We start from the raw sequence: 14,825 nt of genomic DNA, 5'->3' as shown, positions 1-14,825 counted from the left end.
ATGGGAAGAGTTAATAGATAATGGGCGGAAGAAATGAAAAAAGCCCCGTCATTTCTGACGAGGCTCTCAATAGTGGTCGGTGAAGAGGGATTCGAACCCCCGACCCTCTGGTCCCAAACCAGATGCGCTACCAAACTGCGCTATTCACCGACAATGTTTTAGGCTGCTGCCAAGGTATCAAGATACCTGAAATAATGGGGTGGCTAACGGGATTCGAACCCGCGACAACCGGAATCACAATCCGGGACTCTACCAACTGAGCTATAGCCACCGCTGTAAGTGGTCGGTGAAGAGGGATTCGAACCCCCGACCCTCTGGTCCCAAACCAGATGCGCTACCAAACTGCGCTATTCACCGACTTAATTCTTTTTCTTGGTTTCACTCCAAGAGGGTTACCCTCTGGTCCGCTATTCCCAAGAGCCGTGATGCACTATCAAACTAGGCAATTCACTGACTTAATTCTGTTGAGGTTTTCACCCCTAGATACTGATATTATAATCAATACCCTAAAATATGGGGTGGCTAACGGGATTCGAACCCGCGACAACCGGAATCACAATCCGGGACTCTACCAACTGAGCTATAGCCACCAATGTTTCTTTGTTACTTTGCCGATACGATCCTGTCCGGAATGGCGCGCCCGAAAGGATTCGAACCTTCGACCTTTGGCTCCGGAGGCCAACGCTCTATCCAGCTGAGCTACGGGCGCATGCCCTATCGGCGGAGGTGAATATTACGGATCACGACCGCAGTCGTAAAGTGTTTTTTTTAGTTTTTTTCTCGTTCGCTGCAAATATAGCCAAATAACTGTTGATTCGTATCATACAAAAGCAGCCCCCTAGTTTATCGCAAGGAAAATAGGGGATATAATCACGTTGTTTTTACATATTAAACATTTTGTAAATAATCACTGCCTTGTCTCAACAGTTTGACTAACAACAAGCACGAATAAGACTGTGGCAATCGCACATAATGATCTGGAAGTGTAAGGTGAGCTCAATGGAATTTTCTCTTCGACAACTTATGGTAGCGGCCGTTGCCGCCCTGGCATTGGCCGGTACTGCGGTAGCAGCCGATATGTCAGATGAAGCTATCGCAGAACGTATCAAACCGGTAGGCTCCGTTTACCTTGAGGGCGATGCCCCGGCAGGCCCAGCAGTTGCTGCCGGCCCACGTAGCGGTGATGCGGTCTACGGTACCTTCTGTGCAGCCTGTCATGGAACGGGAGTTATGGGAGCACCTAAAATTGGTGATGCAACAGACTGGAGCCCTCGCCTTGCCAAGGGCAACGATGTGCTGGCCGACCATGCCATCAATGGTTTCAATGCCATGCCGGCAAAAGGTTCATGTATGGACTGTAGCGATGACGAAATCATTGCCGCCATCGACCACATGATTGAAGGCCTATAAATCAATCCTTTTCCCTACAACGAAAAAAGCGAGTGCCTTGCGGCCCTCGCTTTTTTATTATCTCTAACCAGTAATAACAGCTTTATTTTTTGAACATCGCCCGGATATTGGCGATATGGGCCTGGCCCTTTTGCATCCGCTGCTCCTGAGTCATCGGCTTCTTGTCTGCTTCCCACTCAAGATCATCCTGCGGCAGTTCAAACAGGAATCGGCTCGGTTCAGGCTTTATCAGCTCACCAAACTGCCTGCGCTCCTTACACAAGGTAAAGGTCAGCTCCTTCTGGGCGCGTGTAATACCCACGTAAGCCAGGCGGCGCTCTTCCTCAACATTATCCTCATCGACGCTCGTCTGGTGAGGCAGAATGCCTTCTTCGGTACCCACCAGGTAAACATAAGGGAACTCCAAGCCTTTGGAAGCATGCAGCGTCATCAACTGGACCTGATCGGCATCGTCATCGTCCTCGCCCCGCTCCATCATATCGCGCAGGGTCAGGCGCTGAACCACTTCTTTAAGCGTCTTCTCTTCCTGGTCGTAGTTATCCCCTTCGAGGTCGGCCGTTATCCAGCTATACAGATCCGAAACGTTCTTCATCCGCATTTCGGCCGCTTTCGGGCTGGCAGAGGTTTCGTACAGCCAGTCTTCGTAGTTGATATCGCGCACTAGCTGTCGTACCGCTGCCACGGTATCGCCGCGCTCGGCATTATCAGAAAGCTCGACCACCCAGCGGGTAAAGCGCTGCAGGGACTCCAGACCACGGCCGGACAGGTGCTGCTCGAGCCCCAGCTCAAAGCTGGCGGCAAACAAGCTCTTGCCGCGCATGTTGGCATAGGTACCAAGCTTCTCCAGCGTCACCGGGCCAATCTCACGGCGTGGGGTGTTGACGATACGCAAAAACGCATTGTCATCATCCAAGTTGGTCAGCAGGCGGAGGTAAGCCATGATGTCCTTGATTTCGGCACGCGAGAAAAAGGAGGTACCGCCGGAAATCTTGTAGGGAATCCGGTTTTGCATCAGCGCTTTTTCGAACAGCCGTGACTGGTGGTTACCACGGTAGAGGATAGAGTAATCCTTGTACTGGGTATTATTTAGGAAGCGGTGGGCAATCAATTCCCCCACCACTTTCTCCGCCTCATGCTCCTCGTTCTTGGCCGTGATCACCTTGAGCATCTCGCCGTCGGGGATCTCAGAGAACAAGGTCTTCTCGAACACGTGCGGGTTGTTGGCAATCAAAATGTTTGCGGTACGCAGAATACGACTGGTTGAACGGTAGTTCTGCTCCAGCTTGATCACTCTCAAAGTAGGGAAATCTTTGTTGAGCTGTACCAAGTTTTCTGGCTGGGCCCCGCGCCAAGAATAGATGGACTGGTCATCATCGCCAACCACGGTAAAGCGGGCGCGCTCACCCACCAGCAATTTCACGAAAATATACTGGCTGGTGTTGGTATCCTGGTATTCATCCACCAGCAGGTAGCGGATCTTGTTCTGCCAACGCTGGCGCACTTCCTGGTTGTCCCGCAGCAGCAGCACCGGCATCAAAATCAGATCATCAAAGTCGAGGGCGTTATACGCCTTCATCTGGCGTTGGTACATCTCATAGCAATAAGCAAACATCTGATCGCGCTCGCCCGAGGCACGCGCCTTGGCCTCTGCCGGCGACAGCATGTCATTTTTCCAATTGGAAATGGTCGACAATAGCTGCTTGAGCAAATCCTTATCGCCATCGATCTGCTTCTCAGTGAGCTCCTTGAGCAGGGCCATCTGATCTTGGTCATCGAACAGGGAGAAGCTCGCCTTGAGCCCCAGCGCCTTGTACTCGCGGCGGATGATATTAAGCCCCAGGGTATGGAAGGTCGAGACCATCAAGCCCTTGGCCTCTTGCTTGCCCAGCGTCTGGCCAACCCGCTCTTTCATCTCCCGCGCCGCCTTGTTGGTAAAGGTCAGGGCCGCGATGTTACGGGCTTTGTAGTCACACTGCTGAACCAGGTAGGCAATTTTATTGGTGATCACCCGGGTTTTGCCCGAGCCTGCGCCGGCAAGGACCAAGCACGGTCCGGCGACGTATTTTACCGCTTCGTTTTGCCTTGGGTTCAGTTTCATTGACTTATCCTGTGTTGATCTTCGGGTCAGCAGGCGCATTGTAGCGGGTTCACCGCTATTGTCTATTCGGCGACTTATCAAGCCTGCTTATCCCGACGATATAAAAAATTGCTTGCACATATAATCAGGCACCATAGAATGATGAATGAACATTCATTCATCATTATTTTTTACAACTGCCTTTCTTATGAGTGACAAGAAAAAACGCATCCTCCAAGCAACAGAAAAGTTGCTGGCGGAACATGGCTTTCACGGGATTTCGATGCAAATGGTGGCCAAGGAGGCAGGGGTAGCCGCAGGGACGATTTATCGCTACTTCGAGGACAAAGAAGATCTGTTGCACCAGCTCCATGATCACATTTTGGCCTACGTCGCGAACAAAATCAGCCAAAACGTGTCAGATGACATGCCGTTGCAGCATAGGTTTCGCACTATGTGGTTAAACATCTGGAACATGGCAACCCAAGAAGATGCCCCACTGATCAACCGAGGCCAGTTTGAAAACCTGCCACGGCGCGAAAGCCATGAACAAAAACTATTAGAAAAGAAAATGTTCGCCAAGGTGAATACGTTATTCGAGGAGGGCAAGGCTTCTGGCCTGTTCAAAAACCTCGATAACGAGATCTTGAGCGCACTAAGCCTTGAGCCAAGCGCTTGCTTGGCCCGCAAACATATAAACGGCGTTTACCAGGTCAGTGACGAAGCCCTAGAAGCAGCAATCCAAGCCTCATGGGACGCCATTATTCAGCATTAACATTACATTAGCTAACTTCGGAGCACTCCCAACAATGAAAAAATGGATAGTGATGCTACTGGTCGCGATTCTGCTTTTCGGCAGCGTGATTGGTTTCAATCTCTTCAAACAACAAAAAATCGCCGAGTATATGGCCAATATGCCCGAGCCAGATTTTCCAGTGACGGTAACAACGGCGGCTCCAAGCAATTGGGTACCGGCCATCGAAGCTATCGGCTTTATCGAGCCTAATCAGGGTGTCACCATTACCACCGAAGTATCGGGGGTGATCCAAAGCATCGACTTTGAATCTGGCGCCACAGTGAAAGCCGAGCAGCAATTGCTGGCGCTGGACTCAGACGTGGAAGTGGCCAACCTGAAGAGCTCCCAGGCGCGCCTTCCTGCAGCCAAAGCCAAGTATGAGCGCTACCGCGGCCTATTCAAAAAAGGGTCTATCTCCAAAGAAGCCTTTGATGATGCTGAAGCCTCTTATTTCTCATTGGTTGCCGATATAGAAAGCCTGAAAGCGACAATCGAGCGCCGCACCATCAAGGCTCCGTTTGACGGCGTAGTTGGTCTTCGCAATGTCTTCCTGGGTGAATACATTCAGCCAGGCAAGGACGTCGTCCGTCTTGAAGATACCTCGCTAATGAAACTGCGCTTTACCGTGCCGCAGACCGATATCTCTGAGATCCATTTGGGTCAGCAAGTAGAAATCTTTGTTGATGCTTACCCGGAAACGCCATTTAGCGGTGAAATCAGTGCTATCGAGCCGGCGGTCAACTACCAGAGTGGTCTGGTTCAGATCCAAGCCGACATCCCGAATAACGAAGGCCAACTTCGCAGCGGTATGTTCGCCCGTGCCCACATCATCCTGCCAACACTGGAAGATCAGATCATCCTGCCGCAGACAGCGATCACCTACACCCTGTATGGCGATAACGTCTACCTAGCAAGCGAAGACGAGGACGGTGTACTGCGCGTTAAGCAATCCGTGGTCAAAGTCGGTGAGCGCAAAGGTAACAGCGTCCACATCCTTAACGGCGTGAAAGCGGGTGATACCGTGGTCACTTCAGGCCAGGTACGTCTGAGTAACCACGCCAAAGTCCGTGTGGTTGAAAGCAACTCGCTGGAAGCCCCAGCAGAAACCCCAATGCTGTGATCCGGAGGAGACATGCGCTTTACAGATGTTTTTATTAAACGTCCTGTGTTAGCGGTATCGATCAGCTTTTTGATCGCCCTCCTTGGCCTGCAGGCAATCTTCAAAATGCAGGTCCGGGAATACCCTGACATGACCAATACCGTAGTAACGGTAACCACCAGCTACTACGGCGCCAGTGCCGATCTGATCCAGGGCTTTATTACCCAGCCGCTGGAGCAGGCCATCGCACAGGCTGACAATATCGACTTCATGACCTCGTCCTCGGTGCTGGGTTCATCAACCATCACGGTCACCATGAAGCTGAACACCGACCCGAATGCGGCACTGGCCGATATCCTGGCCAAGACCAACTCGGTCCGTTCACAGCTGCCTAAGGAAGCCGAGGACCCGACCGTAACCATGTCGACCGGCTCGACCACGGCGGTGATGTATATCGGTTTTACCAGTGATGAATTGGTATCAAGCCAGATCACCGACTACCTTGAGCGTGTGATCAATCCGCAGCTATTCACCGTTAACGGTGTATCCAAGGTTGACCTCTACGGTGGTATGAAATACGCCCTGCGTGTTTGGTTGGATCCGGCCAAAATGGCTGCCTACAGCCTGACAGCCTCAGACGTGATGAACGTACTGAATGCCAACAACTACCAGTCGGCAACCGGTCAGGCTACCGGCGAGTTCGTGCTGTACAACGGGACAGCCGATACCCAGGTAACCAACACTGACGAGCTGGAAAAACTGGTTGTTTCTACCCAGGAAGGCCAAGTGATCCGCCTTGGTGATATCGCCAAAGTCACCCTGGAGAAGAGCCACGATGTCTACCGTGCTTCTGCCAACGGTGAAGAGGCTGTCGTCGCCGCCATCAATGCGGCACCAAGCGCCAACCCGATCAACATTGCTGCCGATGTCTACGAGCTATTGCCAGAGCTGCAACGCAACATGCCAAGCAACATCTCGATGAACATCATGTACGACTCGACCATTGCGATTAACGAGTCAATCAATGAGGTTATCAAGACCATTGCCGAAGCGGCATTGATTGTACTGGTGGTGATCACCCTGTTCCTGGGCTCACTGCGTGCGGTTATCATCCCGATTGTCACTATCCCGCTATCACTGATTGGTGTAGCCATGGTGATGCAGGCTTTCGGCTTCTCATGGAACCTGATGACCCTGCTGGCAATGGTGCTGGCTATCGGCCTAGTGGTCGATGACGCCATCGTGGTACTGGAAAACGTCGACCGTCATATCAAGGAAGGGGAATCGCCGTTCCGCGCGGCAATTATCGGTACCCGCGAAATCGCCGTACCGGTTATCGCCATGACTCTGACCCTAGGTGCGGTATACGCCCCTATCGCCATGATGGGCGGGATAACAGGCTCGCTGTTCAAGGAATTCGCCCTGACCCTGGCTGGTGCGGTATTCGTATCGGGGATCATCGCCCTGACGCTATCGCCGATGATGTGTTCGAAGATGCTTAAGGCCAACGAGAAGCCAAGCAAGTTCGAAACTACAGTCCACCATTTCCTCGATCGCATGACCAACCGCTACGAGAAAATGCTGGGCGGGATCATGAAAATGCGCCCGGTGGTGATTGTATTCGCCCTGATCGTATTCGGTACCCTTCCGGTGCTGTTCAAGTTCATCCCGAGTGAACTGGCACCATCGGAAGATAAAGGCGTATTGGTGATGATGGGTACGGCGCCGTCTAACGCCAACCTTGATTACATCGAGAACACCATGGGTGAAGTTAACCGCATTCTGGTTGACCAGCCTGAAGTGGCCTTTGCCCAGGTTTTCTCTGGCGTTCCTAACTCCAACCAGGCTTTCGGTATCGCCTCCATGGTGCCATGGAGCGAGCGTGAAGCGAGCCAGGCTGACGTGGTTAAGCGCGTCACTGACTTGGTGAAGGATGTACCGGAAATGGCAGTAACGGCATTCCAGATGCCTGAACTACCAGGTGCGGGCTCAGGCCTGCCGATCCAGTTCGTGATCACTACGCCGAACAGCTTCGAGAGCCTGTTCCAGATCAGTAGCGATATTTTGGGTAAGGTAAAAACCAACCCAATGTTTGTCTATTCGGATCTCGATCTGAACTACGACTCGGCAACGATGAAGATCAAGATCGACAAGGACAAGGCAGGTGCCTATGGCGTGACCATGCAGGATATCGGTATCACCCTGAGTACCATGATGGCCGACGGTTATGTTAACCGTATCGACCTCAATGGCCGCTCTTACGAGGTGATCCCGCAAGTTGAGCGTAAATACCGCCTCAACCCGGAATCACTCAAGGGTTACTATGTCCGCGCGGCTGACAGCAATGCCATCCCACTGGGTAGCCTAGTGACGATTGATGTGATCTCCGAGCCACGCTCGCTGCCTCACTTCAACCAGTTGAACTCGGCAACCGTCGGTGCGGTTCCAGCACCTGGCGTCGCTATGGGTGATGCGATCAACTGGTTCCAGACCGAAGCGGCTAGCACGCTACCGGCCGGTTACCAGCATGACTTCATGGGTGAGGCCCGTCAGTTCGTAACCGAAGGTAACGCACTGTACACCACCTTTGCCCTGGCACTGGCGATCATCTTCCTGGTTCTGGCAATCCAGTTCGAATCGCTGCGCGATCCGCTGGTTATCATGGTCTCGGTTCCACTGGCTATCTGTGGAGCCCTGATCGCCCTGGCGTGGGGCGCTGCCTCGATGAACATCTACTCGCAGGTTGGCTTGATCACCCTGATTGGCCTTATCACCAAGCACGGTATCTTGATTTGTGAAGTGGCCAAAGAAGAGCAGTTGCACCATAAGAAAGATCGTATGGCAGCCGTCATGGAAGCGGCGAAAATTCGTCTGCGTCCAATCCTGATGACCACTGCGGCAATGATTGCCGGTTTGATCCCGCTACTTTACGCCACAGGCGCAGGTGCGGCTCAGCGCTTCAGTATCGGTATTGTTATCGTTGCCGGTCTGGCGATTGGTACGGTATTCACCCTGTTTGTATTGCCGGTGATTTACACCTACCTGGCTAGCATCCACAAACCGCTACCAGTCTTCGTCGAGGACAAAGACCTGGAAAAGCTTGAGCGTGCCGATGAAGCACGCAATGCCCTGAAAAAAGCGCACGATTGCTAAGCGAATAGACTGCGAACCAAGAGGCCGTTTTAACGGCCTCTTTTATTTTGTACCAACAGCAACGACAATCCTGTTATATTTGAATAAAATAACGACAACAGATGAAATGCCGTTACGGAGTTAACTAAGCTATGTTTGATCCAAAGAAACTTGAGCAAGTGGCCAAGCAGATCCAGGACGCGATGCCTCAGCCAGTCAAAGAGCTGGGTAATGATGTAGAACAGAAAGTTCGCCAAGTGATCCAAGCACAGCTTGGTAAATTGGACGTGGTTAGCCGCGAAGAATTTGATGTACAGACCCAGGTACTGCTACGTACCCGCCAAAAGCTATCAGCCCTTGAGCAGAAGCTTGAAGAGCTGGAAGGCCGCATGGCACCAAAGGCTGATACTGAGCAAGAATAAGCGCTTTGGTAACCAATAAAAAAAGCCCGGATAATCATCCGGGCTCAGATTGCTGACGAACCCCACTTTTTAAGTGGGGTTCTTTTTAGAGAGCGGCCGTAGGCCGCGATCGCGATTTTTTACCTACCAGCTCGGTTGGAGGCTCCTTTGCTCTTCTCGCCTGATATTGACTCGTATTAACCTAATTAGAGCGTTTATAAGGCCTATTTTCTGTAAGCAGCCCAGCACCAAGGCCATCTTCTTGATATTTTGAGCAGCAGCGGCCAACCAACATTGCATCTGCACCTTGTTCAACCCCCGGAACCGTGCATATCGGTGACCATGATGCTGTTTCGCATCTGCGAAGCTTCTTTCTACCGTTTCTCCCCTTCGCCGATAGGTCCTTTTACCATAAGGTGTCAGCCGTATTTTGTTTGCTCGTTCCACAGCCTCCGCGTAGATATGCCGGGTTATCACCTTCTTCATTGTTTTGCTTTGGGTGCAGTCATTTCTCATCGAGCAGAGCTCACACTCCTTGGGGGCCGAGTGGTATTCTCTGTAGCCTTCTCTTGACGTGGTTTTATAGATAAGTTCCTGGCCATTTGGGCACAGGTAAGTGTCTGTTTCTTTGTTATAGATAAAGTGCTTCTTCTTGATAGCATTCTGGGTGCGAGGCGGCCTACGGTAACCAAAGAGGCCAAGGATTTCTCTTCGTTCAAGGCTCTCAGCAACAGGAGCCGTGAAGTATCCAGCATCAAGGCCTACGGCTATAGGATTCAGGTTGAACTGGTTGAGCGTGTAGTCTAGCCGATTGATATAAGGCTGGGAGTCATTGACGTTACCTGCGGTCGCATAGGTATCGACGATAATCCCATGCATGCCATCGACGGTGCGGTGGTCAAGGTAAAAGAACCCTTGCGGCTTGTTATCCCGCGTCATAAAGCCGCTTTCAGAATCAGTCGTGCTCACTTTGGTATTTTTGAGCTTAGGCTCTGATTTTCGCTCAGCTAAAGGTTTTTTCCCTTCGGCTTCCCGCTCCTTGGCCACATCTTCGTTGAGCATCTCAAGGTAGGCACTGGTGCGGACAGCTTGCTGTTCATTGGTAAATTTCTTCTTGTTAGCATTGGCTTTGAGGTGGGTGCTGTCGGTGAATAATTCATTCCCGGCGACGAGCCCTTTATCCATGGCCTGGAGTACGATATTGGTAAAGATGCGTTCAAAAATATCCGTCCCGTTGAAGCGGCGGATGCGGTTTTGGCTGAGCGTCGAGGCATGGATAACTTTCTCTGTCAGTGACATGCGAAGGAACCACCGATAGGCCACATTGACCTCGATTTCTTTGACTAGCTGACGCTCGCTCTTGATGCCAAAGATGTAGCCCAGCAGGATGATTTTAAACAAGCGGACGGGGTCAACAGGAGGCCGGCCATTGTCTTGGCAATATAGGTGAGCGACTTCGTCTCTAATAAATTCGAAATCTATAACTTGGTCGATTTTACGTACGAGATGATGCTTCGGAACCAGCTGTTCCATTGTGACCATTTCGAGTTCGTACTGTTGGGGTGAGGGTTCTTTTAACATGTCGAGATATCCATATTTCGATATCTCTATTAGATCAAAGGCCTAGCTTAAAAGCCAGACCTTTGTCATCAGTCTGAGCCCGGATAATCATCCGGGCTTTTTAATATTCAATCTTCGGGGGGCTTAGCCACCCACAGCGATACGCTTCATGTCTGTCATGTAGCCACGCAGCTCTTCACCGATGTACTCAACCGGGTGGTTGCGGATAGTGTCGTTCACGGCAATCAGGGTTGCGTTATCCACCTGGTTAGATGTCTCGCCTAGGCCCTTACCAATCACATCCGTACCAACCGATGGCATGAACTTCTCACGCAGTAGCGGTGTAGCTACGTTCGCGAACAAGTAGTTACCGTATTCAGCTGTATCAGAGATAACCACGTTCATCTCGTACAGGCGCTTACGGGCAATAGTATTGGCGATTAGCGGTAGCTCGTGCAGCGACTCGTAGTAAGCCGACTCTTCGATGATGCCAGAAGCCGTCATTGCTTCGAACGCCAGTTCAACACCGGCACGTACCATAGCCACCATTAGGATACCGTTGTCGAAGTACTCTTGCTCAGAGATCTCAACATTAGAATCAGGGTAGTTTTCGAATTGGGTTTCAGCCGTTTCGCCACGCCAGCCCAGCAGGTTGGCATCGTCGTTGGCCCAGTCAGCCATCATGGTGCTAGAGAAGTGGCCAGTGATAATGTCATCCATGTGCTTGTTGTAAAGCGGACGCATCAGCTCTTTCAATTCTTCAGACAGTTCAAAGGCTTTTACTTTCGCCGGGTTAGATAGGCGATCCATCATGTGGGTGATACCGCCGAACTTCAGTGCTTCGGTGATAGTTTCCCAACCATACTGAAGAAATTTGCCGGCGTAACCTGCATCCACACCATCAGCAATCATTTTCTCGTAGCATACAATCGAGCCAGCCTGCAGCATGCCACAAAGGATAGTCTGCTCGCCCATTAGGTCAGATTTCACTTCTGCAACGAAAGATGACTCCAACACACCTGCACGGTGGCCGCCAGTCGCAGCAGCCCAGGCTTTTGCGATTTCAAGGCCATCGCCCTGAGGATCATTCTCTGGGTGAACCGCAATCAGCGTCGGCACACCGAAGCCACGCTTGTATTCTTCACGTACCTCAGTACCAGGACATTTCGGAGCTACCATCACAACGGTGATATCAGGGCGAATCTGCATGCCTTCTTCAACGATGTTGAAACCGTGGGAGTAACCCAATGACGCACCTTGCTTCATCAGCGGCATCACCGTTTCAACCACATTGGTGTGCTGCTTGTCCGGCGTCAGGTTAACAACCAAATCTGCTTGCGGGATCAGCGTTTCGTAGCTGCCTACTTCAAAACCGTTTTCTTTTGCGTTCTTGTAAGACTGGCGCTGCTCGTCGATAGCAGCCTGACGCAGGGCATAAGCCACATCAAGACCAGAATCACGCATGTTCAGGCCTTGGTTAAGGCCCTGGGCGCCACAGCCAACAATAACGACTTTTTTACCTTTAAGGTAATCAGCCTCGTTGGCGAACTCGTTGCGATCCATGAATCGGCAACGACCTAGTTGATCTAATTGCTGGCGAAGATTAAGGGTGTTGAAATAATTAGCCATAACAGCAAACTCCGTGAATTCTATTCCTTGGGCCGACAGTGCTTGTCGAATAATCCGATAGTAGATCACGCAGTAAGTTGCGCAAAGTGATATATTCACAATAAGTCATTGCAAAAAGTGCAACACGGAAGATGAACATAAAAACCTTGCAGCTATTCCTACACCTATGCGAGTCAAAAAGCTTCAGCCAGACAGCCCAGGCTATGCATATCAGCCCATCCGCACTTAGCCGGATCGTCCAGCGACTCGAGGAGGATTTAGGGCAAACCCTGTTCGTCCGTGATAACCGAAGTGTCGAGCTGACCTCCGCTGGGCAAACACTATTGCCAACCGCTGCGCTAATTGTCTCCAGCTGGCAGGAAGCCAAAGCAGAGCTTGCTGACCACCATCATAAGCTACAGGGCAAACTCAAGCTCTTTTGCTCCGTCACCGCCAGCTACAGCCACCTGCCAGATATCCTCAACCGTTTCCGCCAACTCTATCCCCAAGTGGAAATACAGCTACTTACCGGTGATCCAGCCCAGGCCATTGATAAAGTTCAGAACGATGAGGCCGATATAGCAATTGCAGCCAAGCCTGACATATTGCCAGGCAGACTAACCTATACCGAGCTCGATAGTGTCTCGATGTCGGTTATCGCACCTCTCGTACCGCCAGCGAGCCTGCAGAAACCTTTAGCGGATCCGCCTGACTGGGCGTGCCTGCCCTTTATTTTGCCAGAGTCAGGTACAGCAAGGGATAAAGCCGACAAGTGGCTAAAAAGCAGAAAAATAAAGCCCCAGATTTACGCACAAGTTGGTGGCCACGAAGCGATTGTCAGTATGGTCGCTCTGGGCTGTGGCGTAGGTATAGCCCCAGATGTGGTAATAGCAAACAGCCCGGTTGGCAATAAGGTCAAACGGCTAGATAAAGAAAAAGTACAACCGATGCAATTAGGGCTGTGCTGCAAGCAAAGCCGACAGAATGAGCCATTACTCTCAGCGCTACTCAACCTTTTTGGCTGCAATTAATTTTCAATGGAATAATAATAATGCCTCACCCAATTTTAACTCATTCATACTACTCTGATTTTTATGCAGCCAAGGGCTATGACTTTCTCAAGCAAATCGCGCAAAGCTACCGCACACCGCCCAACCTGATTATTTTTTCAGTCATGCACTGTTATGAGGGCTCCCTACCCTATATCAACGTCCTGGCAGAGCTTGCCCACCAACTCATTTTTATTCCAAAGGGCGCAACCGCCAGTGGCAACAGTGGCATCAAGAGGACAATTGAAAAGCTCCCGAGCTGTTCTATTGCCAACGATACCGTCACCAAAGAGCAATTACGTGACCCCCTTTTTGCAGAAGCCTTTATTCGCCAACACATCACGGCAAACAGCAAACTCCTTTTGCTCGATCACGGCGGGTATTTCTCCCACTCCATCGAACACCTAGGCAGTGTTTTCCAAGAGCAGCTCATCGGGATCACCGAGCTCACCGCCAATGGGTTGTACAAATACCTCAACCGCACCATGAACCACCCATTGGTAACTGTTTCCCACCTCAGTATCAAAGCACCTGCCGACTATGAAGCCTCGGAGTGCATTGTTCACTATTCCGATCAGATCCTGCGCGAAGAGTTTGGCCTCAAGCTCAATAACGATGGTTTCCTAAAAGTTGGGGTGATAGGGGCAGGAAACCTCGGCTGCGGGGTGATCCAGTACCTCAAAGGCAAAGCAATCGGCAATATTTATGTCGCCGACCTCGATCCTAGACGGTTGACCCATTTTCCCCGCAATGGTGTCCAGGTTTGCTCGATAGAGCGTTTAGTTCGAGAGTGCAACCTCATCTATTGCTGTACCGGTAATGGTGCCATTCCGGAGCACCTGCTCGATACCGTCAGTGATAACAGCTTTATTGCAACCGTCACCTCTGCCGATGATGAGCTTAACCTCCCCACCCTTATTGCCAATGGTGCACTGACTGAGGTTGGAGGCAATAAGCTGATCCGTGAATACCAAACCCGGCAAGGCCATCGCCTCTATCTTTTAGCCGGTGGCGAGTCGGCCAATACACCATTCAAAACAGGTATGGGAGATCCAACGCTCTATCTATTCGAAGCCGCCCATATGCTTGCAGGGCTTCAGCTGCTGTGCGAGCCAGAAAAGTTCAAATCGGGCATCCAGCCATTGAGCGAAAGTGACGAGACCGCCATCGCAGAGCGCTGGTTGAGGCATTTTTATAATTACCAGTAGGTAAAAGCCCGCTCTTCGAAGGGCCTTACGTTTTGCCGAAGGCCTAAACGTAAAAAAGCCCAAGCATTTCTGCTTGGGCTTAGTATAAGTGGCGGAACGGCCGGGCTGGCGCTCCAGCGGGACTCATTCGCCTGCAAGGCGAACATAACCGACAGATGTAAAAAAGCCCAAGCATTTCTGCTTGGGCTTAGTATAAGTGGCGGAGCGGACGGGACTCGAACCCGCGACCCCCGGCGTGACAGGCCGGTATTCTAACCAACTGAACTACCGCTCCACTCAAATCACCGCACGTTCACTGCGATAATCTAAATTGGAAGCCTGGCGATGTCCTACTCTCACATGGGGAGGCCCCACACTACCATCGGCGCTATTACGTTTCACTACTGAGTTCGGCATGGGATCAGGTGGGTCCATAATGCTATGGTCGCCAAGCAAAATTCTTACAATCTTAGAAAGCTGATGTTCTCAACACTCATCCAAGTGTT

General features: G+C 51.2%; 10 protein-coding genes, 6 tRNA genes and 1 rRNA gene. 7 read left to right on the top strand and 10 right to left on the bottom strand.

Annotated features, from left to right (window positions below; translation table 11 throughout):
• Positions 1-73 precede the first annotated feature (73 nt).
• From ACXAGQ_RS07880 to ACXAGQ_RS07860, 5 genes are all read right to left on the bottom strand, one after another.
• Positions 74-150: transfer RNA gene (locus ACXAGQ_RS07880), tRNA-Pro, on the bottom strand.
• A gap of 45 nt (positions 151-195) precedes the next feature.
• Positions 196-271, bottom strand: a tRNA-His gene (locus ACXAGQ_RS07875).
• A gap of 9 nt (positions 272-280) precedes the next feature.
• Positions 281-357, bottom strand: a tRNA-Pro gene (locus tag ACXAGQ_RS07870).
• 157 nt (positions 358-514) lie between these two features.
• Positions 515-590, bottom strand: a tRNA-His gene (locus tag ACXAGQ_RS07865).
• 42 nt (positions 591-632) lie between these two features.
• Positions 633-709, bottom strand: a tRNA-Arg gene (locus ACXAGQ_RS07860).
• Between the two features lie 290 nt (positions 710-999).
• Here ACXAGQ_RS07860 and ACXAGQ_RS07855 point away from each other — a divergent pair.
• Positions 1,000-1,410 carry a c-type cytochrome gene (locus tag ACXAGQ_RS07855; RefSeq protein WP_475253040.1) on the top strand — a complete coding sequence of 137 codons (411 nt, stop codon included), beginning with the start codon at positions 1,000-1,002 and terminating at the stop codon, positions 1,408-1,410.
• A gap of 82 nt (positions 1,411-1,492) precedes the next feature.
• Here the strand turns inward: ACXAGQ_RS07855 and rep are convergent, their stop codons facing one another.
• The gene (gene rep, locus ACXAGQ_RS07850; RefSeq protein WP_475253038.1) at positions 1,493-3,508 is read right to left on the bottom strand and encodes a DNA helicase Rep; all 2,016 of its coding nucleotides are present in this window, start codon (positions 3,506-3,508) and stop codon (positions 1,493-1,495) included.
• 187 nt (positions 3,509-3,695) lie between these two features.
• Here rep and ACXAGQ_RS07845 point away from each other — a divergent pair, with 187 nt between their 5' ends.
• The 4 genes from ACXAGQ_RS07845 to ubiK all read left to right on the top strand — a co-directional run bounded on the left by ACXAGQ_RS07845 (position 3,696) and on the right by ubiK (position 8,936).
• Positions 3,696-4,262 (top strand): TetR/AcrR family transcriptional regulator, encoded by a 567-nt coding sequence (locus ACXAGQ_RS07845; protein WP_222939658.1) that lies wholly within the window; start codon positions 3,696-3,698, stop codon positions 4,260-4,262.
• A 34-nt stretch (positions 4,263-4,296) separates the two neighbouring features.
• A complete protein-coding gene (locus ACXAGQ_RS07840; protein WP_475253036.1) occupies positions 4,297-5,403 on the top strand; it encodes an efflux RND transporter periplasmic adaptor subunit in 1,107 nt (368 codons plus the stop codon).
• Between the two features lie 12 nt (positions 5,404-5,415).
• On the top strand, positions 5,416-8,535 hold the full coding sequence (locus tag ACXAGQ_RS07835; RefSeq protein WP_475253034.1) for a multidrug efflux RND transporter permease subunit: 3,120 nt from the start codon (positions 5,416-5,418) through the stop codon (positions 8,533-8,535).
• 131 nt (positions 8,536-8,666) lie between these two features.
• Positions 8,667-8,936: a ubiquinone biosynthesis accessory factor UbiK gene (ubiK, locus tag ACXAGQ_RS07830; protein ID WP_317525318.1), complete on the top strand. Its 270-nt coding sequence runs from the start codon at positions 8,667-8,669 to the stop codon at positions 8,934-8,936.
• A gap of 123 nt (positions 8,937-9,059) precedes the next feature.
• Here the strand turns inward: ubiK and ACXAGQ_RS07825 are convergent, their stop codons facing one another.
• Entirely contained in the window at positions 9,060-10,496 is a 1,437-nt protein-coding gene (locus ACXAGQ_RS07825) for an IS1182 family transposase (protein WP_475251115.1), read from the bottom strand.
• A gap of 123 nt (positions 10,497-10,619) precedes the next feature.
• Positions 10,620-12,104 (bottom strand): ketol-acid reductoisomerase, encoded by a 1,485-nt coding sequence (gene ilvC, locus ACXAGQ_RS07820; RefSeq protein ID WP_475253032.1) that lies wholly within the window; start codon positions 12,102-12,104, stop codon positions 10,620-10,622.
• A gap of 131 nt (positions 12,105-12,235) precedes the next feature.
• On the opposite strand from ilvC, the gene ilvY reads away from it, so the two are divergent.
• Positions 12,236-13,114 carry an HTH-type transcriptional activator IlvY gene (gene ilvY / locus ACXAGQ_RS07815; protein ID WP_475253030.1) on the top strand — a complete coding sequence of 293 codons (879 nt, stop codon included), beginning with the start codon at positions 12,236-12,238 and terminating at the stop codon, positions 13,112-13,114.
• Positions 13,115-13,134: 20 nt separating this feature from the next.
• Positions 13,135-14,340: a Rossmann-fold NAD(P)-binding domain-containing protein gene (locus ACXAGQ_RS07810; protein WP_475253028.1), complete on the top strand. Its 1,206-nt coding sequence runs from the start codon at positions 13,135-13,137 to the stop codon at positions 14,338-14,340.
• A gap of 197 nt (positions 14,341-14,537) precedes the next feature.
• On the opposite strand, the gene ACXAGQ_RS07805 is transcribed toward ACXAGQ_RS07810, so the two are convergent.
• Positions 14,538-14,614 (bottom strand) — tRNA-Asp (locus ACXAGQ_RS07805).
• A 42-nt stretch (positions 14,615-14,656) separates the two neighbouring features.
• Positions 14,657-14,772, bottom strand: a 5S ribosomal RNA gene (rrf, locus tag ACXAGQ_RS07800).
• Positions 14,773-14,825 lie beyond the last annotated feature (53 nt).

The organism is Photobacterium sp. ABD4_091 (assembly GCF_056160145.1).
This window is presented reverse-complemented; position numbering and strand designations above follow the sequence as displayed.